Annotated in this window: 23 protein-coding genes; 22 read left to right on the top strand and 1 reads right to left on the bottom strand. The window is 62.0% G+C overall.

The annotated features are described in order from the left end of the window. The first annotated feature begins 19 nt into the window (after positions 1-19). From AC1DZ5_RS14090 to AC1DZ5_RS14010, 17 genes are all read left to right on the top strand, one after another. Complete coding sequence (locus tag AC1DZ5_RS14090; protein WP_477890058.1) at positions 20-1,276, top strand: aromatic ring-hydroxylating oxygenase subunit alpha; 1,257 nt, start codon at positions 20-22, stop codon at positions 1,274-1,276. Positions 1,277-1,322: 46 nt separating this feature from the next. After that, positions 1,323-2,426 (top strand): FAD-binding oxidoreductase, encoded by a 1,104-nt coding sequence (locus AC1DZ5_RS14085; RefSeq protein ID WP_477890056.1) that lies wholly within the window; start codon positions 1,323-1,325, stop codon positions 2,424-2,426. A gap of 211 nt (positions 2,427-2,637) precedes the next feature. Next, a complete protein-coding gene (locus AC1DZ5_RS14080; protein ID WP_477890053.1) occupies positions 2,638-3,675 on the top strand; it encodes a quaternary amine ABC transporter ATP-binding protein in 1,038 nt (345 codons plus the stop codon). Then, the gene (locus AC1DZ5_RS14075) at positions 3,668-4,540 is read left to right on the top strand and encodes an ABC transporter permease (RefSeq protein WP_477890051.1); all 873 of its coding nucleotides are present in this window, start codon (positions 3,668-3,670) and stop codon (positions 4,538-4,540) included. The genes AC1DZ5_RS14080 and AC1DZ5_RS14075 overlap by 8 nt, the downstream gene beginning before the upstream one ends. Positions 4,541-4,568: 28 nt before the next feature. Beyond that, the gene (locus AC1DZ5_RS14070) at positions 4,569-5,654 is read left to right on the top strand and encodes a GlxA family transcriptional regulator (RefSeq protein ID WP_477890049.1); all 1,086 of its coding nucleotides are present in this window, start codon (positions 4,569-4,571) and stop codon (positions 5,652-5,654) included. Between the two features lie 246 nt (positions 5,655-5,900). Continuing rightward, positions 5,901-6,842: a choline ABC transporter substrate-binding protein gene (locus AC1DZ5_RS14065; protein ID WP_477890047.1), complete on the top strand. Its 942-nt coding sequence runs from the start codon at positions 5,901-5,903 to the stop codon at positions 6,840-6,842. Between the two features lie 10 nt (positions 6,843-6,852). Further along, positions 6,853-7,713 carry a formyltetrahydrofolate deformylase gene (gene purU, locus AC1DZ5_RS14060; RefSeq protein WP_477890045.1) on the top strand — a complete coding sequence of 287 codons (861 nt, stop codon included), beginning with the start codon at positions 6,853-6,855 and terminating at the stop codon, positions 7,711-7,713. A gap of 21 nt (positions 7,714-7,734) precedes the next feature. Further along, positions 7,735-9,195 carry a betaine-aldehyde dehydrogenase gene (betB, locus tag AC1DZ5_RS14055; RefSeq protein WP_477890043.1) on the top strand — a complete coding sequence of 487 codons (1,461 nt, stop codon included), beginning with the start codon at positions 7,735-7,737 and terminating at the stop codon, positions 9,193-9,195. A 19-nt stretch (positions 9,196-9,214) separates the two neighbouring features. Then, a complete protein-coding gene (betA, locus tag AC1DZ5_RS14050; RefSeq protein ID WP_477890041.1) occupies positions 9,215-10,885 on the top strand; it encodes a choline dehydrogenase in 1,671 nt (556 codons plus the stop codon). 174 nt (positions 10,886-11,059) lie between these two features. Further along, positions 11,060-12,172, top strand: a complete 1,113-nt coding sequence (locus AC1DZ5_RS14045; RefSeq protein ID WP_477890039.1) for an ABC transporter substrate-binding protein — start codon at positions 11,060-11,062, stop codon at positions 12,170-12,172. An 89-nt stretch (positions 12,173-12,261) separates the two neighbouring features. Then, positions 12,262-13,155, top strand: coding sequence for an ABC transporter permease (locus tag AC1DZ5_RS14040; RefSeq protein WP_477890037.1), 894 nt, complete (start codon positions 12,262-12,264; stop codon positions 13,153-13,155). Beyond that, on the top strand, positions 13,152-13,940 hold the full coding sequence (locus AC1DZ5_RS14035) for an ABC transporter permease (protein WP_477890034.1): 789 nt from the start codon (positions 13,152-13,154) through the stop codon (positions 13,938-13,940). The genes AC1DZ5_RS14040 and AC1DZ5_RS14035 overlap by 4 nt, the downstream gene beginning before the upstream one ends. Before the next feature lie 19 nt (positions 13,941-13,959). After that, positions 13,960-15,018, top strand: coding sequence for an ABC transporter ATP-binding protein (locus AC1DZ5_RS14030; RefSeq protein ID WP_477890032.1), 1,059 nt, complete (start codon positions 13,960-13,962; stop codon positions 15,016-15,018). Between the two features lie 18 nt (positions 15,019-15,036). Continuing rightward, positions 15,037-15,366, top strand: coding sequence for a DMT family transporter (locus AC1DZ5_RS14025; RefSeq protein ID WP_477890030.1), 330 nt, complete (start codon positions 15,037-15,039; stop codon positions 15,364-15,366). Between the two features lie 77 nt (positions 15,367-15,443). Further along, entirely contained in the window at positions 15,444-16,490 is a 1,047-nt protein-coding gene (gene mgrA, locus AC1DZ5_RS14020; protein WP_477890028.1) for an L-glyceraldehyde 3-phosphate reductase, read from the top strand. 10 nt (positions 16,491-16,500) lie between these two features. Beyond that, on the top strand, positions 16,501-17,190 hold the full coding sequence (locus tag AC1DZ5_RS14015; protein WP_477890026.1) for a helix-turn-helix domain-containing protein: 690 nt from the start codon (positions 16,501-16,503) through the stop codon (positions 17,188-17,190). 63 nt (positions 17,191-17,253) lie between these two features. After that, positions 17,254-18,090, top strand: a complete 837-nt coding sequence (locus tag AC1DZ5_RS14010; protein WP_477890024.1) for a DMT family transporter — start codon at positions 17,254-17,256, stop codon at positions 18,088-18,090. 289 nt (positions 18,091-18,379) lie between these two features. On the opposite strand, the gene AC1DZ5_RS14005 is transcribed toward AC1DZ5_RS14010, so the two are convergent. After that, positions 18,380-19,336, bottom strand: coding sequence for a LysR family transcriptional regulator (locus AC1DZ5_RS14005; protein ID WP_477890443.1), 957 nt, complete (start codon positions 19,334-19,336; stop codon positions 18,380-18,382). Between the two features lie 208 nt (positions 19,337-19,544). Here AC1DZ5_RS14005 and AC1DZ5_RS14000 point away from each other — a divergent pair, with 208 nt between their 5' ends. The 5 genes from AC1DZ5_RS14000 (at position 19,545) to AC1DZ5_RS13980 (ending at position 23,707) form a co-directional block, all read left to right on the top strand. Further along, positions 19,545-20,702 (top strand): iron-containing alcohol dehydrogenase, encoded by a 1,158-nt coding sequence (locus AC1DZ5_RS14000; protein ID WP_477890022.1) that lies wholly within the window; start codon positions 19,545-19,547, stop codon positions 20,700-20,702. 37 nt (positions 20,703-20,739) lie between these two features. Further along, positions 20,740-21,297 (top strand): flavodoxin family protein, encoded by a 558-nt coding sequence (locus AC1DZ5_RS13995; protein WP_477890020.1) that lies wholly within the window; start codon positions 20,740-20,742, stop codon positions 21,295-21,297. 40 nt (positions 21,298-21,337) lie between these two features. Next, complete coding sequence (locus AC1DZ5_RS13990) at positions 21,338-21,631, top strand: superoxide dismutase (protein WP_477890018.1); 294 nt, start codon at positions 21,338-21,340, stop codon at positions 21,629-21,631. Positions 21,632-21,697: 66 nt separating this feature from the next. Continuing rightward, a complete protein-coding gene (locus AC1DZ5_RS13985) occupies positions 21,698-22,393 on the top strand; it encodes a type 1 glutamine amidotransferase domain-containing protein (protein ID WP_477890016.1) in 696 nt (231 codons plus the stop codon). A 108-nt stretch (positions 22,394-22,501) separates the two neighbouring features. Then, complete coding sequence (locus AC1DZ5_RS13980) at positions 22,502-23,707, top strand: low temperature requirement protein A (RefSeq protein ID WP_477890014.1); 1,206 nt, start codon at positions 22,502-22,504, stop codon at positions 23,705-23,707. The last annotated feature ends 10 nt before the right edge of the window (positions 23,708-23,717 follow it).

Below are 23,717 nucleotides of genomic sequence, written 5' to 3'. Positions count from 1 at the left end.
AAGGTACAAGAGGTACACCATGCACGCCACCATTTCCGCCCAAACCCTGTTAACCCGCGAGTTGCTAGCGCGCCGCCGCCCCGGCTACAGCCTGGAAGCGCCGTTCTACCTGAGCGAGTCCATCCTCGCGGCCGACATGGAACACATCTTTGGCAAGCACTGGATCTTTGTGGCCGTGGAGCCCCAGATTCCCGAAGCTGGCGACTACATCACGGTGGATTTTGGCAATAACTCCATTCTCATCGTGCGCGATGACGACATGCAGGTCAAAGCCTTCCACAACGTCTGCCGCCACCGTGGCTCGCGGCTGTGCGCCAGCCAGCGGGGCTCGGTGGGCAACATCGTCTGCCCCTACCACCAGTGGACCTATGACCTCAGCGGCAAGCTGCTCCACGCCAAACACATGGGCGATGACTTCGACCCCTCCACCTCCGGCCTGAAGGCCGTGCATGTGCGCAGCCTGGGCGGACTGATCTTCATCTGCCTGGCCGAGAACCCGCCAGAAGACTTCGAGCAAATGGCGCAGGAGATGACGCCTTACATCGCGCCGCACCGTCTGGCCGATTGCAAGGTGGCAGCGCAGGTTGACATCATCGAAGACTGCAACTGGAAGCTCACCATGGAGAACAACCGGGAGTGCTACCACTGCGTGAGCAACCACCCGGAACTGACCATCTCCCTCTACGAGTACGGTTTTGGCTACAAGCCCGATGCGCAAAATGCCGCCGGCCTGCAGCGCTTCAAGGATGTCACTGCCGCCAACCATGCGCGCTGGGAAAGCATGGGTCTGCCCTCGGCAGAAATCGACACCCTGGATGACCGCGTCACCGGCTTTCGCACCCAGCGCCTGCCGATTGACCGCGCGGGCCAGTCGCAGACCATGAACACCGAAGTGGCCTCCAAAAAACTGCTGGCAGACTTTGTGGACCCCGCACTGGGTGGCCTGTCGTTCTGGACCCAGCCCAACTCCTGGCACCACTTCATGAGCGACCACATCGTGAGCTTTTCGGTGCTGCCCATCTCGGCCGGCAAGACCCTGGTGCGCACCACCTGGTGCGTGCACAAAGATGCCGTGGAGGGCGTGGATTACACCGTAGACAACCTGACGGCCGTGTGGAATGCTACGAACGATCAGGACCGCCGCCTAGTGGAAGAGTCGCAGATCGGTGTCGCCAACGGCGCGTACGAGCCCGGCCCTTACTCCCCCTTCACCGAAGGGCTGGTCGAGAAGTTCTGCAACTGGTACGTGGGCCGCATGCGCGAGCTGACCCGCTGATCCTCCTGCCCCGCCCCTTCACTGACCGATTGCCCACCACCACCGCATGAGCTTTCCCGCCCACCTTCCTGACTTAGCCAGCGTAGCATCTCCGTCTTGGTCTTCGGACCGGGACGAAACCCTGCGCTGCATCCACATCCGCCAGGAAACGCACGACGTCAAAACCTTCGTGCTGGCGGCCGATGCGCCGCGCACCTTCCGCTACCTCCCAGGTCAGTTCATCACCCTGGAGCTGGAGATTGCAGGGCAGAAAATCAACCGCTGCTACACCCTGTCCTCGACACCCACGCGGCCCGACGTGGTCAGCATCACGGTCAAACGGGTGCCCGGCGGCGCGGTGTCCAACTGGCTGCACGACCACCTGCGCGTGGGCATGGCACTGGGCGTGATGGGCCCCTCGGGCGACTTCAGCTGCTTCCCCCCCACCGCCAAGCAATACCTGCTGATGTCAGGCGGCAGCGGTGTCACCCCGCTGATGTCCATGGCGCGTGCGCTGCACGACCTGGGCAGCGACGCGGATGTGGTGTTTGTGCACTGCGCCCGCACACCAGCCGACGTGCTGTTTGCCGAAGAGCTGACACTGATGGCGCGCAACATGCCGAAGTTCCGCGTAGCCATTGTGTGTGAGCAGCACACCGCCGGCAGCAGCTACGCAGGCCACCTGGGCCGCATGGATGCCGCACGCCTGGCGCACATTGCGCCCGACTTCATGCAACGCGATGTCTACACCTGCGGGCCAGCACCATTCATGGGCGCTGTGCGCACCTTGCTGGAACAAGCCGGGTTTGACATGGCGCGCTATCGCCAAGAAAGTTTTTCGTTTGAAGAAACCGTGGCCCCTGCAGCGATTGCCACGGAACCCGCCCACGCCGCCCCTGGTGGCGCGGTGCTGCACACCATCACCCTGAAGAAGACCGCGCAAAGCTTTAGTTGTGCAGAAGACCAGACCATTTTGCAAGCCGCATTTGCGGCCGGTGTGCGCCTGCCATCGTCGTGCAGCAGCGGCGCCTGCGGCACCTGCAAGTCGCTCAGCCTGTCGGGCAAGGTACAGATGCAGCACGCGGGCGGTATCCGCCAGCGGGAAATCGACCAAGGCTGGATGCTGCCCTGCTGCTCCAAACCCTTGAGCGACGTGGCACTGGACCGCTGACCCCTACGGAGTGCATGTCCAGACCGCCGATGAAACACCCCATGCACTCTCTTTTTTTCACCACAACTTTTGCGCCTGGCATGGCGCAAAAGCCTTGCTGCGCGCGGCTTGGCGCGCAAAAAACAGTGCCACGACCAGTACCTAACTGGCTCGCCCCTTGCTTACACCATAACTACTTTTTGTCATCACGCGATGAACTTTGGAGACCTCCATGTCGGATCTGAAAATCAGTGTCAAAAACCTTTACAAAATCTTCGGCAACAACACGGCACCTGCGCAAAACATGTTGAACGAAGGCTTCAGCAAGGATGAGGTGTTCGCCAAGACGGGGCATGTCGTCGGCGTCAACCGCGTCAGCTTCGATGTCAACCAGGGCGAGATCTATGTGCTGATGGGTTTGTCGGGGTCCGGCAAGTCCACACTGATACGGCTGATCAACCGTCTCGTCGAACCGACCGACGGCATGATCATCATCGACGGGCAAAACATTGCCCGCTTGCCCCAGCCAGAGTTGGTCAAATGGCGGCGCAAACGTGTGGCCATGGTGTTCCAGTCCTTCGCCCTGATGCCGCACCGCAGCGTGCTGGACAACGCCGCCTTTGGCCTGGAGATGGCGGGCACCGACCGCAAGGAACGCGAGAAGCGCGCCATGGAGGTGCTGGCCCAGGTGGGCCTGCACACCTATGCCGCCAAGTACCCGCACCAGCTCTCGGGCGGCATGCAACAGCGTGTGGGCCTGGCCCGCGCGCTGGCCGTGGACCCCGACATTCTGTTGATGGACGAGGCCTTCTCGGCTCTGGACCCGCTCAAGCGCGTAGAAATGCAGACCCTGATGCTGGAGCTGCAGCGCGAGCAGAAACGCACCATCCTGTTTGTCTCGCACGACCTGGAAGAAGCCCTGCGCATCGGCAACCGCATCGCCATCATGGAAGGCGGCCAGCTGGTGCAGGAAGGCACGGCGCACCAAATCATCACGCAACCCGCCAACGCCTATGTGCGCAGGTTCTTTGAGGGCGTGGACACCTCACGCTACCTCACCGCCGCCGACCTGCTTGACAGCAGCCTCAACGGCCATTCGTACCACGGTGGGCCACGCCTGTCCTGGTCCACGCCCTTGCCAGACGCCATGAAGATCGTCATGGGCCTGGACGAACCCGTCGGCGTGTTTGACGCCGCGGACCACCTACTGGGCTGCATCTCTGCGCGCAGCCTGCTTGTCAAAATGTCCCAGGAAGCCCGCCATGTCTGATCTCTTGACCACAGTAACAGAAGCCTCTCACGACATGCTGCCGCTGGGGCAGTGGGTGAACGCCGGTGTGAAGGTGCTGCTCGATAACGGTGCATCGGTGTTCGATTCCGTGGGCGTCGTGGTGGAGGGCTTTGCCCAGTCCATCGAGCAGGGTTTGCTGGCCATTCCCTTCTGGCTGGTCATCGCCGTGGCCACCTTTGTGGGCGTCAAGCGGCTGGGCTGGGGGTTTGGCCTGTTTGTTGCTTTGGCTTTGATGCTGATTGTGGTGACTGGCTTCTGGCCCCAGACCATGGTGACCTTGGCGCTGACCCTGTCCGCCACCCTGATCAGCTTGCTGTTTGGGATTCCGCTGGGCATCTGGTGTGCCCGCAACAACCATGTCAACGCCAGCGTTCGCCCTGTTTTGGACTTCATGCAAACCATGCCCGCCTTTGTGTACCTGATTCCCGCAGCCATGCTGTTCGGGCTCGGGCGCGTGCCGGGCACGATTGCCACCGTGATCTTCGCCATGCCACCCGTGGTACGCCTCACCAGCCTGGGCATCCGCCAGGTAAGTTCCGAACAGGTAGAAGCTGGCAACGCCTTCGGCTGCACCTCAGCCCAGCTGCTTTTCAAGGTGCAACTGCCCATTGCCATGCCGACCATCATGGCCGGCGTGAACCAGACCATCATGATGGCACTGTCCATGGTGATCATTGCCTCCATGGTGGGCGCCGGTGGGCTGGGCAACGACGTGCTGGCCAGCATCCAGCGGCTGGATATCGGCTTAGGGTTTGAGAGTGGTCTTGCTGTCGTTTTGCTGGCTATTATTCTGGACCGCATCACGGAGAGCTTTGGCGTGGCACGCCAGAGCCACGACAGCTAAGAACAAAAGAGCGGATCAGGAGCATCACGTGCAACGGACACCCCAGGACATGAACTCGACTGCAGCCCAGGGCGCGAATGCATCGCGTGCCGACGGCACGCCCACGCACGTCGGCTTCATCCTGATGCCGGACTACTCGATGATCGCGTTCGCCAATGCCATCGAAACCCTGCGCATGGCCAACTACATCAGCCGCAGCACGCTGTACCGCTGGTCGGTGGTCAGCACCGACCAGGCCGGCGCGGTGGCCAGCAACGGGTTGTGCATGGCGTCGGGCTGCGGTGCCGATGCGCTGTCCGGCTGCGACATGGTGTTTGTGTGCGGGGGCGTGAACATCCGCGCCAACACCGACGACAAAGTCCGCCAGCTGCTGCACCAATGCGCCGCCAGCGGCGCGGCCATGGGCTCCTTGTGCACCGGCTCGTTTGCGCTGGCCAGTGCCGGTTTGCTGGATGGCTACAAATGCGCCATCCACTGGGAAAACCTGGCCGCCATCAGCGAAGAGTTTCCCCGCGTGCAGTTCTCCACCGAAGTGTTTGTGCTGGACCGCGACCGCTACACCTGTTCGGGGGGCACGGCGCCCCTGCACCTGATGCTGCACCTGGTGCGCGCGCACCACGGCGCCAAGCTGGTGATGGACATTTCAGAACAATTCATTGTGGAGCGCCTGCGCGCCAGCAATGACCGCCAACGCATTCCCCAGCCCGAATGCATAGGCCCGGGCTACCAGCACCTGACCGAGGCCGCCGAGATCATGGCCGCCAACATTGAAGAGCCCCTGCCGCTGGCCGAGCTGGCCGCCGTTATCCACGTGTCTCTGCGCCAGCTGGAGCGGCTGTTCCACCGCTACTTCAGCATGAACCCCGCGCAGTACTACATGAACCTGCGCTTGCGCCGTGCGCAAGAGTTGCTGACCCACAGCAGCATGCCCATCATGCAGGTCACCGTGGCCTGCGGCTTCCAGTCCGCATCGCATTTTTGCAAGGCCTACCGCAGCCTGTTTGGGCATTCCCCCAGCGAAGAGCGCCGCAACCAGGCGACCGCGCCGGAGGCCCGCAACACCGCCCGCCGCCGGGCCAGCACCCTCCGCTTCGAAGCCAGCGCCCACGCCTGAGCCGGTGCCGGCCCGCTGGGCTTCGGGCGTTGCCGCGTCCCTTCATTTGCTATTTATTTCATAGCTTTCTGCGCAATATCTGCGCGGGTTAGCGGCACTTTTTCTTAAATTATCTCTTTCAAGGCCCATGCCGCGCTGGAGCCATTTCACGTCGTTCTGAGCAAAGTTGGGCACCGCCAACCTGCCAAAGTCACAGGGCGTTTAGTTCGACACTCCCCCCCCCACCTCACACGATTGGAACTGGTCATGAAGCTCACCCTCTCGATGCTGGCTTGCACAGCCGCTGTACTTTCCCTCTCCGCTCCGCTGGCCCAGGCAGAAGATGCCAGCTGCAAACCGGTGCGTTTTGCCGACGTGGGCTGGAGCGACATCGCAGCCACCACGGGCATGGCCTCGGTGGTGCTGGAAGGCCTGGGCTACAAGCCCACGGTGACCATTGCGTCGGTGCCGATCACCTTTGCGGGCATCAAGTCTAAGCAGATTGACGCCTTCCTGGGCTACTGGAACCCCAGCATGACGCCCATGATCGAGCCCTTCATCAAGGCCGGTCAGATCAAGGTGCTGGACCAGCCCAACCTGGTCGGTGCCAAGTACACCCTGGCCGTGCCTGCCTACCTGTACGACAAGGGCCTGAAGACCTTTGCCGACATCTCCAAATTCCAGAAAGAGCTGGACGGCAAGATTTACGGCATTGAACCCGGCAACGACGGCAACGCCCTGATCATCGACATGATCAAGAAAAATGACTTCAACCTCAAGGGCTTCAAGATCGTGGAGTCGTCCGAGGCCGGCATGCTGGCCGAAGTCATGCGCTCGACCCGAAGCAGCAAGCCCATCGTCTTCCTGGGCTGGGAACCCCACCCCATGAACGTGCAGGTGAAGATGAAATACCTGGAGGGTGGAGACGCCGTGTTCGGCCCCAACCTGGGCGAAGCCAAGGTGTTCACCGCCATCCCACCAGCCTACGAAACCCGCTGCCCCAACGTAGCGACCCTGCTGAAAAACCTGCAGTTCAACACCGACATGGAAAACAGCGTGATGCTCTCCATCATGGGCAAGGCCAAGCCCAATGCCGCTGCCAAGGACTACCTGAAGAAGAACCCCGCCGTGCTGGAAGGCTGGCTCAAGGGCGTGAAGACTTTCGACGGCAAGGATGGATTGCCAGCCGTCGTGGCATCTCTGAAGTGAGCCTGACTGCATGAGCCTGGACACCGCCACCCATTACTGCCTGAACCTCGCCTGCGGGAGCGCCCGCGGCCAGGTGGCCGCCATCTCGAACCTGCTGCACGAGCATGGTGCCTACATCGAGCAGTTCTCCGTGTTTGACGACCACACCACGGAGCGGTTTTTTGTGCGCGGTGTTTTCAGCCTGCGCAGCCCGGTACAAGTGCTCGAACAAGCGCTCACCGGGCTGGCCGCGACCTTCCCGAATGCGCAGTGGAAAGTGCACGACCTGGCCGTACCCACCAAGGTGCTGATCATGGTCTCCAAGTTTGACCACTGCCTGCGCGAGCTGATTGCGCAATGGCGGCGGGGCGAACTGAATATGGACATCGTGGCGGTGGTGTCCAACCATGCCGACCTGGCCAGCATCGCCCATGCCGAGGGTTTGCCTTTTCACCACCTGCCCATCAGCGCCGACACCAAGCCGCAGCAAGAAGCGCAACTGGAAAACATCATCACCGCGAGTGGTGCCGAATTCGTCGTCTTGGCGCGCTACATGCAGGTGCTGAGCGAAGACCTGTGCCACCGCCTGCATGGCCGTGTCATCAACATCCACCATTCGTTCTTGCCCGGATTCAAGGGCGGCAAGCCCTACCTGCAGGCGTTCGAGCGTGGCGTCAAACTCATTGGCGCCACGGCCCACTTTGCCACCACCGACCTGGACGAGGGTCCTATCATCGAACAATCCGTCGAGCGCGTAGACCATGCAGACACCCCCCAGAACCTGGCCCAGGCGGGTCGGCTGGTGGAGAGTCTGGTGCTCTCGCGTGCCATGCGCTTTGTGCTGGACCGGCGGGTGTTCATCAACGGTAAAAAAACGGTGGTGCTGCGCTGAGCCGCAGCCAAAAGGACGCCTGTGACGGATCTTGTCATTCCCAGTTTTATCGACGGCCAGGCTGTGCATGGCAGCGGCGCGCGCTTTGATACCCTGAACCCGGCCACGGGCCAGCTCATCGCGGGCGTGCATGACTGCACGCAGGCCGATGTGGATGCCGCGGTGGCCGCAGCCCAGCGTGGCTTTGCGGTCTGGTCGGCCATGACCGGCACGGAGCGCGGCCGCATCCTGCAGCGCGCGGTGCAGATCCTGCGCGAGCGCAACGACGAACTCGCCGCCCTGGAGGTGCAGGACACCGGCAAGCCCTGGCAGGAGGCGCAGGTGGTTGACGTGGCCAGTGGCGCGGACTGCATCGAATACTTTGCCGGCGCTGCCGCAACTTTGGCCGGTGCCCAGTACCCGCTCAAAAACGCCTTTGCCTACACCCGCCGCGAGCCCCTGGGCGTGTGCGTGGGCATCGGTGCCTGGAACTACCCCATCCAGATCGCGTGCTGGAAATCCGGCCCCGCGCTGGCCGCCGGCAACGCCATGATTTTCAAGCCCTCGGAGCTGACCCCGATGACAGCGCTCAAGCTGGCCGAGGTGTACCTGGAGGCCGGCGTGCCGCCAGGCGTGTTCCAGGTGCTGCAGGGGCGTGGCAACACGGGCGCCCTGTTAGCCGCACACCCCGATGTGGCCAAGGTGTCCGTGACCGGCTCGGTGCCCACCGGCAAACGCGTCATGGCCAGCGCCGCAGACACCCTCAAACGCGTGACCATGGAACTGGGTGGCAAGTCACCGCTCGTGGTGTTTGAAGACGCAGACTTCGAACAAGCCGTCACCGCCGCCATGATGGCGAACTTCTACACCCAGGGCGAGATCTGCACCAATGGCACGCGCGTCTTCGTACAGCGCAGCATCCTGCCCCGCTTCATTGCCCGCCTGAAAGAACGTACCGCACTCTTGCGTGTGGGCGATCCGATGCACCCCGATACCGAGGTGGGCGCGCTGATCTCCGCCGCCCACCGCGACAAGGTCATGGGCTACATCCAGATCGGCAAGGATGACGGTGCCACGCTGGTGTGCGGTGGCCACACGGTGGCCGTGCCCGGCATGGAGGGCGGCTACTTTGTGGCCCCCACCATCTTTGCCGATTGCACCGACGCCATGCGCATCGTGCAGGAAGAGATCTTCGGACCGGTGATGTCCATTCTGGCGTTTGACGACGAGGCCGAAGTGCTGCGCCGCGCCAATGACACCCGCTTCGGCCTGGCCGCCGGTGTGTTCACGCGCGACAGCGCGCGCGGCCACCGCATGGCGGCCGGCCTGAAGGCTGGCATCTGCTGGATCAACAATTACAACATCACGCCGATCGAAATGCCGTTCGGCGGCGCCCGTGAATCCGGCATCGGCCATGAGAACAGCATGGTCGCGCTGGAGCACTACACCCAGCTCAAAACGGTTTACGTCGAACTCGGCCAGGTGGCCTGCGGCTACCGCTAACCCTTCGCCACGCTTTGCCATGCGCACAGAAACTTTTGACTACATCATCGTGGGTGCCGGCTCTGCCGGCTGTGTGCTGGCCAACCGCCTGACCGAAGACCCGGACGTTTCGGTGCTGCTGCTCGAAGCCGGCCCCGGCGACAAGAGCATCTTCATCCACATGCCCTCGGCGTTTGCCTACCCGCTGGCCAACGACAAGTACAACTGGTACTACCACTCCGAGCCCGACCCGTACATGAACCAGCGCATCATGTACTGCCCGCGCGGGCGGGTGCTGGGTGGCTCATCGTCCATCAACGGCATGGTGTACATCCGCGGCCACGCCATGGACTATGAAGGCTGGGCGTCCCACGCCGGGCTGGAGAACTGGTCGTATGCCGACTGCCTGCCCTACTTCCGCAAGGCCGAAACGCGGGCCAAGGGCGGGGACGATTATCGGGGCGACAGCGGCCCTCTGCATGTGTCCACCGGCGCCTGCAAAAACCCGCTGTACAACGCTTTCATCGAAGCGGGCCAGCAGGCCGGCTATGCACGCACCGAAGACATGAACGGCTACCGCCAGGAAGGCCTGGGCCCCATGGACATGACGGTGCACAAGGGCCGCCGCTGGAGCACCGCCATGGCCTACCTGCGCCCCGCGCTGCAGCGCCCCAACCTGCAGGTGCGCACCCGCGCGCTGGTGGCCCGCGTCACCTTTGCACCCGACACCAGCCCGCCCCAAGCCACTGGGGTGGAGGTGGTCAACGGCCACCGTACCGACGCCATTCGGGCCAACCGTGAGGTGATTCTGTGTGGCGGCGCCATCAATTCGCCACAGCTGCTGCAGCTCTCCGGCATTGGCAACCCGGACGCATTGCGCGCATTGGGCATCCACGTGATCGCCCCGCTGCGTGGCGTGGGCGAGAACCTGCAGGACCACCTGGAAACTTATGTGCAGTACGCCTGCAAAGAACCCATCACGCTGTACAGCGCGATGAACCCGATCGCCAAGGTCAAGATCGGGCTGGAGTGGATGCTCAAGGGCACGGGCCTGGGGGCGACCAACCACTTTGAGTCAGGCGGCTTTATCCGCAGTGAAGCCGGCGTCCAACACCCGGACCTGCAGTACCACTTTCTGCCCATGGCGATCAGCTACGACGGCAGCGCGCCGGCCAGCTTCCACGGCTTCCAGGCGCACGTGGGGCCCATGCGCCCGACCAGCCGCGGCTTCGTCAAGATCAAGAGCGCCAACCCCCAAGAAGCACCGCGCATTCTGTTCAATTACATGGCCACCGAGCAGGACCGCAAAGAGATGCGGGCCGGCATCCGACTGACCCGTGAAATCTTCAGCCAAAAGGCCTTTGACCGATTTCGGGGCGAGGCCGTGTCGCCCAAAGACACGGTGCAAACGGATGCAGAGATAGACGCCCACATCCGCGAGCACGCCGAGAGTGCGCTGCACCCCTCCTGCACCTGCCGCATGGGGATCGACGAGATGGCGGTGACCGACGGCAGCGGGCGCGTGCATGGGGTCACAGGCCTGCGCGTGGTGGACGCGTCCCTCATGCCCGATGTGGTGAGCGGCAATCTGAATGCGCCCACCATCATGCTGGCCGAAAAAATGGCCGACACCATCCGCAACAAAGCGGCATTGCCACGCTCGCCGGCACCGTTTTTCATACACCCTGCGTACGAAACGCAACAGCGCTGAAGCGCGATGCGGCACAAGTAACAAAAAACCGTCACTTTCTAGTTCAGTTGCGACACGCGCAATTGCGCTGCAGGGTGGTTCAGAGGGAAGATGCTAAGGCCGTCATGCATCCGTCACAGGACTGTCATTTGGAACCTGAACACTGGCGACGCTTTCTTTTTTATAGGGAACTTTATGTCAACACGTTTTTCTGTTCGTCCCGCGCTCAGCGCCTTGACCACCGCCGTTCTGGCCGTATGCGCAGCACCTGCCGCCCACGCCCAGTCTGCCGAATTGATTGCTGCGGCCAAGACCGAAGGCCAACTGACCGTGATTGCCCTGGCACGCAACTGGTGCGGCTACGGCCCCATCATTGACGCGTTCAAGGCCAAGTACGGTATCAAGGTCAATGAACTGAACCCTGATGCTGGCTCGGGCGACGAAGTCGAAGCCATCAAGGCCAACAAGGACAACAAAGGTCCCCAAGCCCCTGACACGATTGACGTGGGCCTGTCTTTCGGGCCTGCTGCCAAGGCCGCCGGCCTGATCCAGCCCTACAAGGTCTCCACCTGGGCCACCATTCCCGATTCGGCCAAGGATCCTGAAGGCTACTGGTACGGCGACTACTACGGCGTGCTGACTTTCCAGGTGAACACCGACCTGGTCTCCAAAGCGCCGGCCGACTGGGCCGACCTGCTCAAACCCGAATACAAAAATGCAGTGGCCCTGGCCGGTGACCCACGCAGCGCCAACCAGGCCATCCAGGGCATTTACGCCGCAGGCCTGGGCACCTCCGGTGGTGATGCCTCCAAAGCCGCGGCAGGTGGCTTGAAGTTTTTCTCTGACCTGAACAAGGCGGGCAATTTTGTGCCCGTGATCGGCAAGGCCGCCTCCTTCACCCAAGGCACCACCCCCATCATCATCCGCTGGGACTACAACGCGCTGGCAGACCGCGACACGCTGAAGGGCAACCCCAAGGTCGATGTGGTCGTCCCCAAGACCGGCGTGGTCGCCGGCGTGTATGTGCAGGCTATCAGCGCCTACGCCCCTCACCCCAACGCGGCCAAGCTGTGGATGGAGTATCTGTACTCTGACGAAGGCCAGCAGGGATTGTTGAACGGCTACTGCCACCCGATCCGCTTCAACGACCTTGTCGCCAAGAACAAGTTCACCAAAGCCTCCTTGGACAAGCTGCCACCCGCCGCCGCATACGCCAAAGCTGCGTTCCCCACCCTGGAACAGCAAAACGCTGCCAAGGACACCATCACCAAGCAATGGGACCAAGTGGTGGGAGCCACCGTCAAGTAAGTCTTTGGCTTGAACATTGCTAACCGGGCAAGACTGCATACCGCGGTCCTGCCCGTTTTTATTTGGTAACGCTTGTGCCTGAATTGCCGATGTCTGTCACCCCAACCACCTCCCAAGCGCCGCCAGCGGCCGCTGCCCAACCAGCCTCCTTCAACCTGCTGGGCGTGCTGCCCTTCATGCTGTTTGCGCTGATGTTTCTCATCCTGCCCACGGCCTACCTGATGATTGGCGCCTTCCAGGACGCCGAAGGCCACTTCACCCTCGCCAACGTGCGCGGGTTGATGGAAGCCAATGTGCTGGAGGCCTACTGGATCAGCTTCAAGATCAGCGCCACATCGGCCCTGGGCGGCGGCCTATTGGGCTTTGTGCTCGCATGGGCCGCCGTCATGGGCAAGCTGCCCGCATGGATACGTCCGACCCTGATGACCTTCTCCGGTGTGGCCTCCAACTTTGCGGGCGTGCCACTGGCGTTCGCCTTTCTCTCCACCCTGGGGCGCATGGGCCTGGTCACGGTGCTGCTGCGCACCTACCTGGACGTCAACCTGTATGCCAGTGGCTTCAGCATCCTGAGCTTTGTAGGCCTGGCCATCACCTACCTGTATTTCCAGATTCCGCTCATGGTGCTCATCGTGACGCCGGCGCTGGAAGGCCTGAAGAAGGAATGGCGTGAGGCCTGTGACTGCCTGGGCGGCACCGCTTTTCACTACTGGCGCTATGTGGCTCTGCCAGTGCTGTGGCCCAGCATGGTGGGTGCCATGCTGCTGCTGTTCGCCAATGCCTTCGGTGCGGTCGCCACCGCCTACGCCCTCACCGGCAGCTCGCTCAATATCGTCCCCATCCTTTTGTACGCGCAGATCCGCGGTGACGTGCTGCACAACCCCAACCTGGGTTACGCCATGGCGCTGGGCATGATCGTGATCACCGGCCTGGCCAATGCTGGCTACATGGTCCTGCGCAGCCATTCTGAGAGGAGCCGCACATGAACCGGCAGTCCCGTCTCGGCGCCTGGATCGCCATGGCCATCGGTGCCAGCTACTTCCTGATCCCGCTCATCGCCACCTTCGAGTTCAGCTTGCGCATGCGACGCGGCGAATACAGCTTCGATGCCTACCGCGTCGTGTTTGCCGATCCGCAGTTCCAGACCACGTTTGGCTACTCCATCGTGATGGCCGTACTCACCATTGTGGTGGGCGTGTTGCTGGTGGTGCCCACAGCCTACTGGGTGCATTTGCGCATGCCCAAGCTGCGCCCGCTGGTGGAGTTCATCACGCTCTTGCCCCTGGTCATCCCGGCCATCGTGATCGTGTACGGCTACCTGCGCATGTACAACAGTAGCTCCATCATCCCCCTCACCGGCAGTGAGCGCGCGACCGACTTCCTGCTGATGTGCAGCTATGTGACGCTATCGCTTCCGTACATGTACCGTTCGGTGGACACGGGACTGCGCACCATCGACATCCGCACGCTCACCGAAGCGGCCGAGGTGCTGGGCGCCAACACGGCCACCATCCTGTTCAAGGTGATTTTTCCCAACATCACCTCGGCCATCCTGTCCGGCGCATTCCTGACCTTTGCAGTCGTTATCGGCGAATTCACCATGGCCAGCCTGTTGGACCGCCCGGCCTTTGGCCCCTACCTGCAGCTCATCGGCGCCAACCGCGCCTACGAGCCGTCGGCACTGGCGGTGATTGCCTTCCTGCTGACCTGGGCCTCGATGGGGCTGATCCAGGTCTTCGGTCGCAACTCTGCGGCACGCACCCAAAAATAATTTTTACGAGAACTCCGACATGGCTTTTCTGGAAATCTCCCAGCTGCAAAAACACTTCGGCAACCACACGGCCGTCAAAGACTTTTCCATCTCCATCGAGAAAGGCGAGTTCATCACCTTTCTGGGCCCATCGGGCTGCGGCAAGACCACCATCCTGCGCATGCTGGCGGGCTTCGAGTCACCATCCAAGGGCAGCATCGTGTTCGATGGGCAGGACGTGACCCAGCTGCGCACCAGCCAGCGCAATGTGGGCATGGTGTTCCAGTCCTACGCGCTGTTCCCCAACATGACGGTGGCGCAGAACATCGGCTTTGGCCTGAAGGTGGCCAAGATGCCGCAGGAGCAGATCGACGCGCGCGTGCAAGAAATGCTGGCGCTCATCAAGCTGGAGAAGCTGGCCGACCGCTACCCCTGGCAAATGTCGGGCGGGCAGCAACAGCGCGTGGCGCTGGCCCGCGCCATTGCCAATAAGCCCAAAGTACTGCTGCTTGATGAACCCCTGTCGGCACTGGACGCCAAGATCCGCATCTCCTTGCGCGAAGAAATCCGCACCTTGCAGCGGGCCCTGAACATCACCACCGTGTTCGTCACGCATGACCAGGAAGAGGCCCTGTCCATCTCCGACCGCATCGTGGTGCTCAACGAAGGTGGTGTGGAGCAGACCGGCACGCCGTCGGAGATTTACAACTTTCCGCGCACCCGCTTTGTGGCCTCGTTCATCGGCACGCTGAACCAGGTGAACGCCACCGTAGCCGATGTACAAGCCGGCACCCTGCGCGTGGGTGAACAGATGCTGACCAGCAGCCACCCCTTGACCGGCCTGCAAGTCGGCCAGTCCTGCATGCTGGCCCTGCGCCCCGAGGCCGTGAACCTGGCCGCGCCTGAAGCCGGAAAAAACAACCTGCAGGTGGTGGTGGACGATGTGAGCTTTCTGGGCTCCATCGTGCGCATCCGCACGCGCACGGGCGACCAGGTGGTGTCGCTGGACGTCTTCAATGACCCCAACCGCCAGCTACCGCAACGCGGCACGCCGGTGAATCTGAGCTTCGCGCACGAGAACCTGCTGGTGCTGCAGTAAGCACCGGGCGGCCCCCGCATGAACTGGCTGTACCTGGCGATTGCCATCGCCTGTGAGGTGTTCGCCACCTCGGCACTCAAAGCGACGGAAGGCTTCACGCGCTGGCAGCCATCCGCGTTGGTGGTGGTGGGCTACGGCCTGGCCTTTTTCTTTCTGTCACTCACCCTGCGCAGCATTCCGGTGGGCGTGGCCTATGCGATCTGGTCTGGCACCGGTGTGGTGCTGGTGTCTGTCGTGAGCTGGTTCCTGTACCAGCAGACCATGGACACCGCTGCTGTCATCGGCATCGGCCTCATCGTGGCGGGCGTGCTGGTCATCAACCTGTTTTCCGAGGTCGCAGCGCACTGAAACCCTGGTGCGTGCAGCGCTGCCAAAAAGGGACACAATGGCAAGCCCATTTGTTTCACCCTTTTGCGAAGCGCACCATGTACCACGCAGCCTCTGACCGTTACGACGGACGTGTTCCCTACCGCACCTGCGGCAAAAGCGGCCTCAAACTCCCCGCCGTCTCCCTGGGCCTGTGGCACAACTTCGGCGATGCCACGCCCTTCCAGACCCAGCGTGACATGCTGCGCACGGCCTTTGACTTAGGCATCACCCACTTCGACCTGGCGAACAACTACGGCCCGCCCTACGGCAGCGCCGAAACCAACTTTGGCGAACACCTGCGCCGCGACTTCAAGCCCTACCGCGATGAGCTGATCATCTCCAGCAAGGCCGGCTACGACATGTGGCCCGGCCCCTACGGCCAGGGCGGCGGCTCGCGCAAGTACGTGCTGGCCAGCCTGGACCAGAGCTTGAAGCGCATGGACCTGGAGTACGTGGACATCTTTTACAGCCACCGCTTTGACCCCGACACTCCACTTGAAGAAACCATGGGCGCACTAGCCACCGCCGTACAGCAGGGCAAGGCGCTGTACGCCGGCATCAGCAGCTACTCGGGCACCAAAACACGCGAGGCCGCAGCCATCCTGAAGAGCATGGGCGTGCCCATGCTGATCCACCAGCCCTCCTACAGCCTGATGAACCGCTGGATCGAGGAAGACCTGCTGGACGCGCTGATTGATACCGGCATGGGCTGCATCGCCTTCAGCGCGCTGGCCCAGGGCCTGCTGACCAACAAGTACCTCCATGGCGTACCAACAGACGCCCGCATCAACCGCCCCGGCGGCGGATCGTTCAACAAGGATCACCTGAGCGAGCAGAACCTCAAGCATGTGCGCGCGCTCAACGACATCGCCCTGGCCCGCGGCCAAAGCCTGGCGCAGATGGCCACGGCCTGGGTGCTGCGCGATGCACGCGTGACCTCTGCGCTGATTGGTGCGAGCAAGCCCGAACAGATCGTGGACCTGGTGGGTGCCATGAGCAACCTGACGTTCAGCGCCGACGAACTGGCCGCCATTGACCAGCACGCGGTAGACGGTGGCATCAACCTGTGGAAGCGCCCATCCACCGACCAACGTCTGGCCTGAAGCAGTCCCCATGCACGCCGCCCATGGCTCCCTGTCGCTGCGCCAGTACGGCCCGTCACCGGGCAGCCATGCGCACGACCATTTCCAAGTGCTGCTGGGCCTGGAAGGCACGCTGGAGCTGGAAGTGCAGGGGCACTGCCAACGCATCGCGGCCGGCAGCGGCTGCGTGATTGCGCCCGGCGAGCGGCATGACTTTGAGGCTAACGGCAACGCACGCTGCCTGGTGCTGGACACGGCAGAAGCCGACTGGGCGGCCGCGGTGGGCACACCGGTGCAACCCGCCACGGCGTTGGCCCTGGCGCGCTACCTGCAGCTGGCCTTGGCCCAACCAAGCAGCCTGGCCCAACACTATGGCCCGCTGTTGCTGCTGGACTGCTGGCGTGCACAGACAACCCGGCCCACCCGCAGCCAGCGCCGCATTGATTGGAGCGGCCTGAACGCGTGGTGCCAGCAGCAATTGCACAGCCCACTGACGGTGGCCGACCTGGCGCAACAAGTGTTTTTAAGCCCTACCCAATTTGCCGTGCGCTGCCAACAGGAAACCGGCATGCGCCCCATGCAGTGGCTGCGCGACCTGCGCCTGCAGCGCGCCCGCCAATTGCGTGCCCAGGGCCTGGCCATGGCAGACATTGCGCGCCGCTGCGGCTACCAGTCCGCCTCGGCCCTGACCGCTGCGCTGCGCCAGCACACGCGGCACTGAGACCGTGGTTGCGCGACGGCAAACCGTCGTCCCACGACAGCCCCTGCGGCTAAGCTTGCTGCCATGCAAGCCTCCCTCCTCGCCCTCGCCGCCATTGCCCTCTGGGGCTCGCTCGCCCCGCTGGGCGTTTCTCTGGGCCACGTGCCCCCGTTTTTACTGACCAGCTGCGGCCTGCTGATCGGCAGCCTCATCGGGCTCGTCCTCTCCAAAGGCCGCGTGCAGCAGTGGCGGGTGCCCGCACCCACGCTGGCGCTGGGTGTGTACGGCTTGTTCGGCTTTCACTTTCTGCTGTTCATCGCGCTGCGCCATGCGCCGCCCGTGCAAGCCAATCTGGTGAACTATCTGTGGCCGCTGGGCATTGTGCTGATGGCGCCGCTGTTCCTGCCCGGCATGCGGCTGCAGGGCCTGCACATTGCGGCTGCGCTCTTAGGCTTTACCGGCGCGGCGCTGGCCATTGTGGGCGGGCGTGACTTACAGGGCGGCTTTGCCTGGGGCTATGTGCCGGCGCTGGCTTCGGCCTTCGTGTGGGCCAGCTACTCGCTGCTGACGCGGCGTGTGCCAGCCTTCCCCAGCGCGGCTATCGGCCTATTCGGCCTCGTGTCGGGCCTGCTCTCGCTGCTGTGCCATGCGCTGCTGGAAACCCCGGTGGACTTGAGCGCACATGACTGGGTGCTCTTGGCCGCCATGGGCCTGGGCCCGTTGGGCGGCGCGTTTTACCTGTGGGACGCCGCACTGAAGCGTGGCGATCCGCGGCAGATTGGCGTGCTGTCCTTCCTCACGCCGCTGCTGTCGACGTTGGCACTGCTGTGGCTGCGCGGGGAATGGCCCAGCGCCTCAGTGGTGCTGGCGGCCAGCATGATTGTGGGAGCTGCGGTGCTGGGCTCACGGGCTGGCAAATAGGCGAACTATTCAGAGGGAAATGTGGCGCTAGTCCTTGTGAAATATGCGTATGCAGCTATCTATTCAGGAGTACCCAGCATTACCTCTGACCGGGAGGACTGCGATGCGCAGATGGATGGCGGGGCGGAAAGTGGATTCTGCCATGGTGCCAACGTCGAACGCCCACCACCCCCCTACGTTGGGGGGTGCTGGCGCGACGCACCGTCAATCACGCATGTTTCCGTTCGCCTTTTTCAACGCCAGAAAGCTATAGGTTGATCGCAAAAAGTACAACCTGCACACGTCTGGATCAATCGCTGACATAGTCCCGCAAGGCGCTGAGTGGCACATGCAAAGCCTCATCCTGAGCAAATGCTGCATGAAGATAATCAACCGTGGCCCTGACCCTGGGGGCCATCAAGGCGCGATGTGGGAATTGCATCACCATCTCGTAGCTTCCCGGATCGTGCAGACCCAGCAGCACAATCTTCAGCCTCCCGCAGGCCAGATCGCTCCACGCATGGTGGACACCCACTTGAGCGACTCCCAAGCCCAGACTGGCTGCCTGCGCCATGGCCTCGGGGGCAGACAAGGTCACTGCCGCAGCATCCATGTCCAGCGTGGTGATGCTGTCATCAGCCGCCCTGAAGTTCCATGGGGAGACCTTTCCGCCAAGAAAACGCCGCACGATCAGCTTGTGCTGTTTGAGTTCCTGCGGTGTACGCGGCACGCCTTCTCGCGCCAAATACTCAGGTGAGGCGACCAGCACCAGATTCATGCGGCAGATCGGACGCGAAACCAATGCGGAATCGGCGATGTGGCCTCCCCTGATGGCCAGGTCGTAGCCTTCACCCACCAGGTCAATCACACGGTCGTCAAAGTCCGCTTCAACTGTCAAGGCTGGATAGCGGGTCAACAGCCCCGGTAGTGCGGGCAAAAGCTGGTCGCGCCCAAATCCGGCGCTGGTTGATATGCGCACATGGCCGCTCGTTTCGCCCCGCTGTGTCGCGACGGAATCCACGGCTGAGTCCAGGGCATCGAGCGCAATCCGGGCCTGTTTGAGAAAAGCCGCGCCTTCATCGGTGAGACTGAGCGTTCTTGTGGTTCGGTTCATCAGGCGCACCCCTAGTGCCTGTTCGAGACTCGCCACGTTCTTGCTGACCGCTGCCGAACTGATCCCCAGCACGCGCCCGGCTGCCGCAAAACTGACCGCATCTGCCGCTTGGACAAAAGAAAGAATGGCGCGCACGCGTTGTGACGGATCCATAAATACCCTTCTGCAAGTGGAGTCAAAGGTCATCGAATGGCCTTTTTGACAAGGCCACGCCGCACCTTGCACCCGCAGATTGTCAACTCAAAGTTATCAATCATTCAACTATAGGGCATCTTCCGGTTTCGAGCGGCGAGAAATAGCATTCGTTTCGTTGAAATTTTCAATGCATGAACTGATTGCATCAAAACCCAGGAGTAGTGTGATGTTGAACTTTGAATTCCAGAATCCAACCCGCATCGTGTTTGGCCAAGACACGATTTCCCGTATCGACACGCTGGTGCCAAAAGATGCCCGCGTATTGGTTCTTTACGGCGGACAAAGCGCCGAGAAGAACGGCACTTTGTCCGAAGTTCGTGCGGCGCTCGGGCAGCGCCAGCGCCATGAGTTCGGCGGCATCGAACCCAACCCCAGCTACGAGACCCTGATGAAGGCCGTCGAGCTGGTGCGCGCAGAAAAAGTGGACTTTCTGCTCGCTGTCGGGGGCGGCTCTGTCATTGACGGCACCAAGTTCGTCGCAGCCGCCGCCAATTTTGAAGGTGACCCCTGGCAAATTCTTGAGACTATGGGTGGGGCTGTCACCCAGGCTCTTCCGCTCGGCGCGGTGCTGACTTTGGCGGCAACGGGTTCAGAAATGAACTTCAATGCGGTGGTTACCCGCAAGTCGACCAAAACCAAGGCATTCTTTGCAAGCCCGTTGGTCTTTCCTCAGTTCTCGGTTCTTGACCCGACAAAGACTTACACCTTGCCCGCACGCCAATTGGCCAACGGCGTGGTGGATTCGTTCACCCACATTGCCGAGCAGTACCTGACTTATCCGGTTGACGCACGCGTGCAAGACCGGTTTGCCGAAGGCCTGCTGCAAACGCTGATCGAGATCGGCCCCAAAGTGGTAAACGGGCCTGCAGACTACGACTCACGGGCCAATCTGTCGTGGACCGCCACCATGGCGCTCAATGGCCTGATTGGCGCTGGTGTGCCGCAGGACTGGGCGACGCACTTGGTTGGCCATGAACTGACATCGCAGTTCGGCCTGGATCACGCGCAAACCCTTGCTGTATTGCTGCCGTCCATGCTGCACGTGCGCCGCGATAGCAAACACGCCAAGTTGCTCCAGTACGCCGAGCGCGTGTGGGGCATCACCACAGGCAGTGAAGGTGAGCGGATCGACCAGGCCATCGCAAAGACCCGCAGTTTCTTCGAAAGCCTGGGTGTCAAGACCCGTCTCTCTGAGTACGGCATCACTGCGGACGCCATTGACGGACTGCTTCAACCGCTGCAAGCGCATGGCATGACCCAACTGGGCGAGCGGCAGGACGTGACCGAGGACGTTTGCCGCAAGGTCTACGCCGCAAGCCTTTGAGCCATTTCTTACAACCCGATTTATCTGGAGAACATCCATGCAGGTATCCATCATCTATGACAGTGGCTACGGCCACACCGCCAAACAGGCGCAGGCCGTTGCAGAGGGCGTGCGCCGCATTCCCGGCGCAGAAGCAAAACTGATCGCCGTGGCGGATGGCGCGATTCCCTGGGACACGCTGGAAGCCAGCGATGCCATCATCTTCGGCTCACCGACTTACAACGGCTTGGTCAGCGCCAGATTCAAGCAGTTCATGGAAGACTCCACCAAGTCTGCCTGGATGCCTCAGAAGTGGCGCAACAAGATCGCTGCCGGGTTCACCAACTCTGGTGCCTTGCACGGCGACAAGCTCAATTCACTCATCTCGATGACGCTGTTTGCGGCACAGCACGGAATGATCTGGGTCGGTCTGGATCTGTTTCCGGGCAAGTCCGGCAGCGACATGAATCGGGTCGGCGGCTGGCTGGGTGCCATGGCGCAATCCGACGATGCCTCCCCCGAAGTCACCCCGCCCGAAAGCGACCTGCTGACCGCCGCCTACCTGGGCGAGCGCGTCGCGCAAACCGCGCGCCGCATGCATGCTCAATCGGCTTGAAACACAAATTCCCTCAACCACTAACCAAAGGAAATACACCATGAAATTGCTTTGCCTCGACATTCCCCAACCCGGTGCCTCTCTGGAGCAATACGGCCCCCATTTGAAAGATGAAGTCCTCCACGGCTGGGAGCTCTACAAGAGCGGCTTCACACGCGACATCTACTTCCGCCAAGACCGCCCCGGCGTGGCCATCATCGCCGAGGCCGACTCGGTGGAAGCCGCACGGGCTGAGCTGATGCAGTTCCCGCTTGCCAAGGCCGGACTGATCGGTTGGGAAGTGATCCCGCTGGGCCCCTTCCTGAATTGGGAGTTGCTGTTCGCCAAATCGTAATTGGCCAGCCCCCGGAGCAATGCATCAATTCTGGGGGCATTTTTCAACATCTTTCAGGAGATAGCGATGTCTAAACACGCGTCAGAACTCAAACCCGTCCTCTTCGTCGTCACCAGCACCCATGTGAAAGGCGACACAGGCATCCCCACCGGCTTCAACGTGGCCGAAGTGACCCACCCGCTGGAAAAGCTGCAAGCAGCCGGGATCCGCGTGGAATTCGCTTCGCCCAAAGGCGGCGCTGCGCCGCCCGATGGCATGGAGGATTTGAAAGACCCGGTGGTCGCCCGCTACTTGGCCGATGCTGAGTACCTCCACGCCATTGCCCACACGCAGTGCTTGGACGACGTAGATCCTTCGCGCTACAGCGCCATTTTTTTCGCGGGCGGCCACGGCACGATGTGGGACTTTCCAGAAAGCACCGCTGCTCAGAAAGCCATCCGCGAAATTGATGCGGAGAGTGGCATCATCTCGGCGGTCTGTCATGGCCCTGCAGCACTGGTCAACGCGCGTCGTGCCGACGGTAGCCTGCTGGTAGCTGGCAAGCGCGTGGCAGCCTTCACCAATGGTGAGGAAGAGGAAGTGCAATCCACCGACGTCGTGCCCTTCCTGCTGGCAAGCACGCTCAATGAACGCGGAGCCCATCACCAGAACACGCCCAACTGGACCAACAACGTGGTAGTCGATGGTCGACTCATCACCGGCCAGAACCCGCAATCCGCAGCCAGCCTGGGTGAGGTCTTGCGTGACGCACTGCTGGGCTGAAGCATGGCACCTCCCGGCAAATGAAGCTCGAACGGCTCTTTGTAACTGCTCGAATGACGTGAAAAGGCTGCAACCAATGCTACCCACCCGGAGAACTGAGCGCTGACCATGCATCCAAAATTTGCACATTCACTGCTGCGTGACCGCAAGGGCGAGGCCAGCGGTCGCGTCACCATGGTCGAGTTGTTCTTCGATCTGGTCTTCGTCTTCGCGATCACGCAACTGTCGCACATGTTGCTGCACGGCCATGGTGCGCAAAGCGTCTTTACAGTCGCACTGCTGATGACCGCAGTGTGGTGGGTGTGGGTATACACCTCCTGGGTTACCAACTGGCTGGAACCGGATCGAATACCGGTGCGTGCAGCCCTCTTCGCTTGGATGCTGGCCGGTCTTCTGATGTCGGCTGCGATACCGCAAGCATTCGGTGAACGCGGCCTGTTGTTTGCAGTTGCCTATGTGAGCATCCAGGTGGGGCGCACTCTGTTTTTCCTGTGGGCGGTCCGCCATGAACGGCTGGCCCTGCGGCGCAACTTCCAGCGCATTCTGGTGTGGCTTGGTTCGGCCGGAATTTTGTGGATCGTGGGTGCGGTGGTGGAGCCGGAACAGAGACTGGTGTGGTGGTCTGCCGCGCTGCTCATCGAAATTATCTCCCCCGGTGCTTACTTCTGGGTGCCTGGGCTCGGACGCTCAAGCGCCGCCGACTGGGATATCGACGGCGGGCACATGTCGGAACGCTGCGCGCTGTTCGTCATCATTGCACTGGGCGAATCGCTGCTTTCTACCGGTGCCACATTCTCGCAGGGCGACCTGAGTATCGCGAAGGCTGCCGGCTTCACCAGCGGCTTTGTGGGGACGGTGGCCATGTGGTGGCTCTACTTTCATCGCGGTGCCGTGCAGGGCCACCACCGCATCGCCAACTCCAATGTGCCCGGCCAGCTGGGAACGGTCTATACCTATCTACACCTACCCATCGTTGCCGGGATCATCGTCGTCGCAGTCGCCGACATTCTGCTGCTGGCAGATAGTCGCCCTGAAGGCTGGTCTGCCCAGGCCATCGTCATTGGTGGCCCCATGCTCTACCTGGCTGGTGTGACCGCCTTCAACTGGGCATCGAACCCGTTGCATCGGCCACCGTTTTCACACCTCGTTGGTCTTGCCGCGTTGGCCGTACTGACTGGGTTGGCACTGGCGGGCGATATCCCGCTGCTGGCCGTGCACCTGGCAACAACGGCGGTGCTGGTGGGGGTGGGTGCGTGGGAGGAAATCGCCACCACCGTACAGGAATCCGCCAGCCAGAAGGCCAAGACCTCATAGCCACTGTCTT

This window comes from Rhodoferax sp. P1_F3 (assembly GCF_056405715.1).
Note: the sequence above shows the minus strand (reverse complement) of the source record. Positions and strands in the feature narration are given on the sequence as shown.

Coding starts and splice junctions, on each gene's coding strand:
- AC1DZ5_RS14090 (WP_477890058.1), top strand. CDS start 20: ATGCACGCCACCATTTCCGCCCAAACCCTGTTAACCCGCGAGTTGCTA.
- AC1DZ5_RS14085 (WP_477890056.1), top strand. CDS start 1,323: ATGAGCTTTCCCGCCCACCTTCCTGACTTAGCCAGCGTAGCATCTCCG.
- AC1DZ5_RS14080 (WP_477890053.1), top strand. CDS start 2,638: ATGTCGGATCTGAAAATCAGTGTCAAAAACCTTTACAAAATCTTCGGC.
- AC1DZ5_RS14075 (WP_477890051.1), top strand. CDS start 3,668: ATGTCTGATCTCTTGACCACAGTAACAGAAGCCTCTCACGACATGCTG.
- AC1DZ5_RS14065 (WP_477890047.1), top strand. CDS start 5,901: ATGAAGCTCACCCTCTCGATGCTGGCTTGCACAGCCGCTGTACTTTCC.
- purU (WP_477890045.1), top strand. CDS start 6,853: ATGAGCCTGGACACCGCCACCCATTACTGCCTGAACCTCGCCTGCGGG.
- betA (WP_477890041.1), top strand. CDS start 9,215: ATGCGCACAGAAACTTTTGACTACATCATCGTGGGTGCCGGCTCTGCC.
- AC1DZ5_RS14045 (WP_477890039.1), top strand. CDS start 11,060: ATGTCAACACGTTTTTCTGTTCGTCCCGCGCTCAGCGCCTTGACCACC.
- AC1DZ5_RS14040 (WP_477890037.1), top strand. CDS start 12,262: ATGTCTGTCACCCCAACCACCTCCCAAGCGCCGCCAGCGGCCGCTGCC.
- AC1DZ5_RS14035 (WP_477890034.1), top strand. CDS start 13,152: ATGAACCGGCAGTCCCGTCTCGGCGCCTGGATCGCCATGGCCATCGGT.
- AC1DZ5_RS14030 (WP_477890032.1), top strand. CDS start 13,960: ATGGCTTTTCTGGAAATCTCCCAGCTGCAAAAACACTTCGGCAACCAC.
- AC1DZ5_RS14025 (WP_477890030.1), top strand. CDS start 15,037: ATGAACTGGCTGTACCTGGCGATTGCCATCGCCTGTGAGGTGTTCGCC.
- mgrA (WP_477890028.1), top strand. CDS start 15,444: ATGTACCACGCAGCCTCTGACCGTTACGACGGACGTGTTCCCTACCGC.
- AC1DZ5_RS14015 (WP_477890026.1), top strand. CDS start 16,501: ATGCACGCCGCCCATGGCTCCCTGTCGCTGCGCCAGTACGGCCCGTCA.
- AC1DZ5_RS14010 (WP_477890024.1), top strand. CDS start 17,254: ATGCAAGCCTCCCTCCTCGCCCTCGCCGCCATTGCCCTCTGGGGCTCG.
- AC1DZ5_RS14005 (WP_477890443.1), bottom strand. CDS start 19,336: ATGGATCCGTCACAACGCGTGCGCGCCATTCTTTCTTTTGTCCAAGCG.
- AC1DZ5_RS14000 (WP_477890022.1), top strand. CDS start 19,545: ATGTTGAACTTTGAATTCCAGAATCCAACCCGCATCGTGTTTGGCCAA.
- AC1DZ5_RS13995 (WP_477890020.1), top strand. CDS start 20,740: ATGCAGGTATCCATCATCTATGACAGTGGCTACGGCCACACCGCCAAA.
- AC1DZ5_RS13990 (WP_477890018.1), top strand. CDS start 21,338: ATGAAATTGCTTTGCCTCGACATTCCCCAACCCGGTGCCTCTCTGGAG.
- AC1DZ5_RS13985 (WP_477890016.1), top strand. CDS start 21,698: ATGTCTAAACACGCGTCAGAACTCAAACCCGTCCTCTTCGTCGTCACC.
- AC1DZ5_RS13980 (WP_477890014.1), top strand. CDS start 22,502: ATGCATCCAAAATTTGCACATTCACTGCTGCGTGACCGCAAGGGCGAG.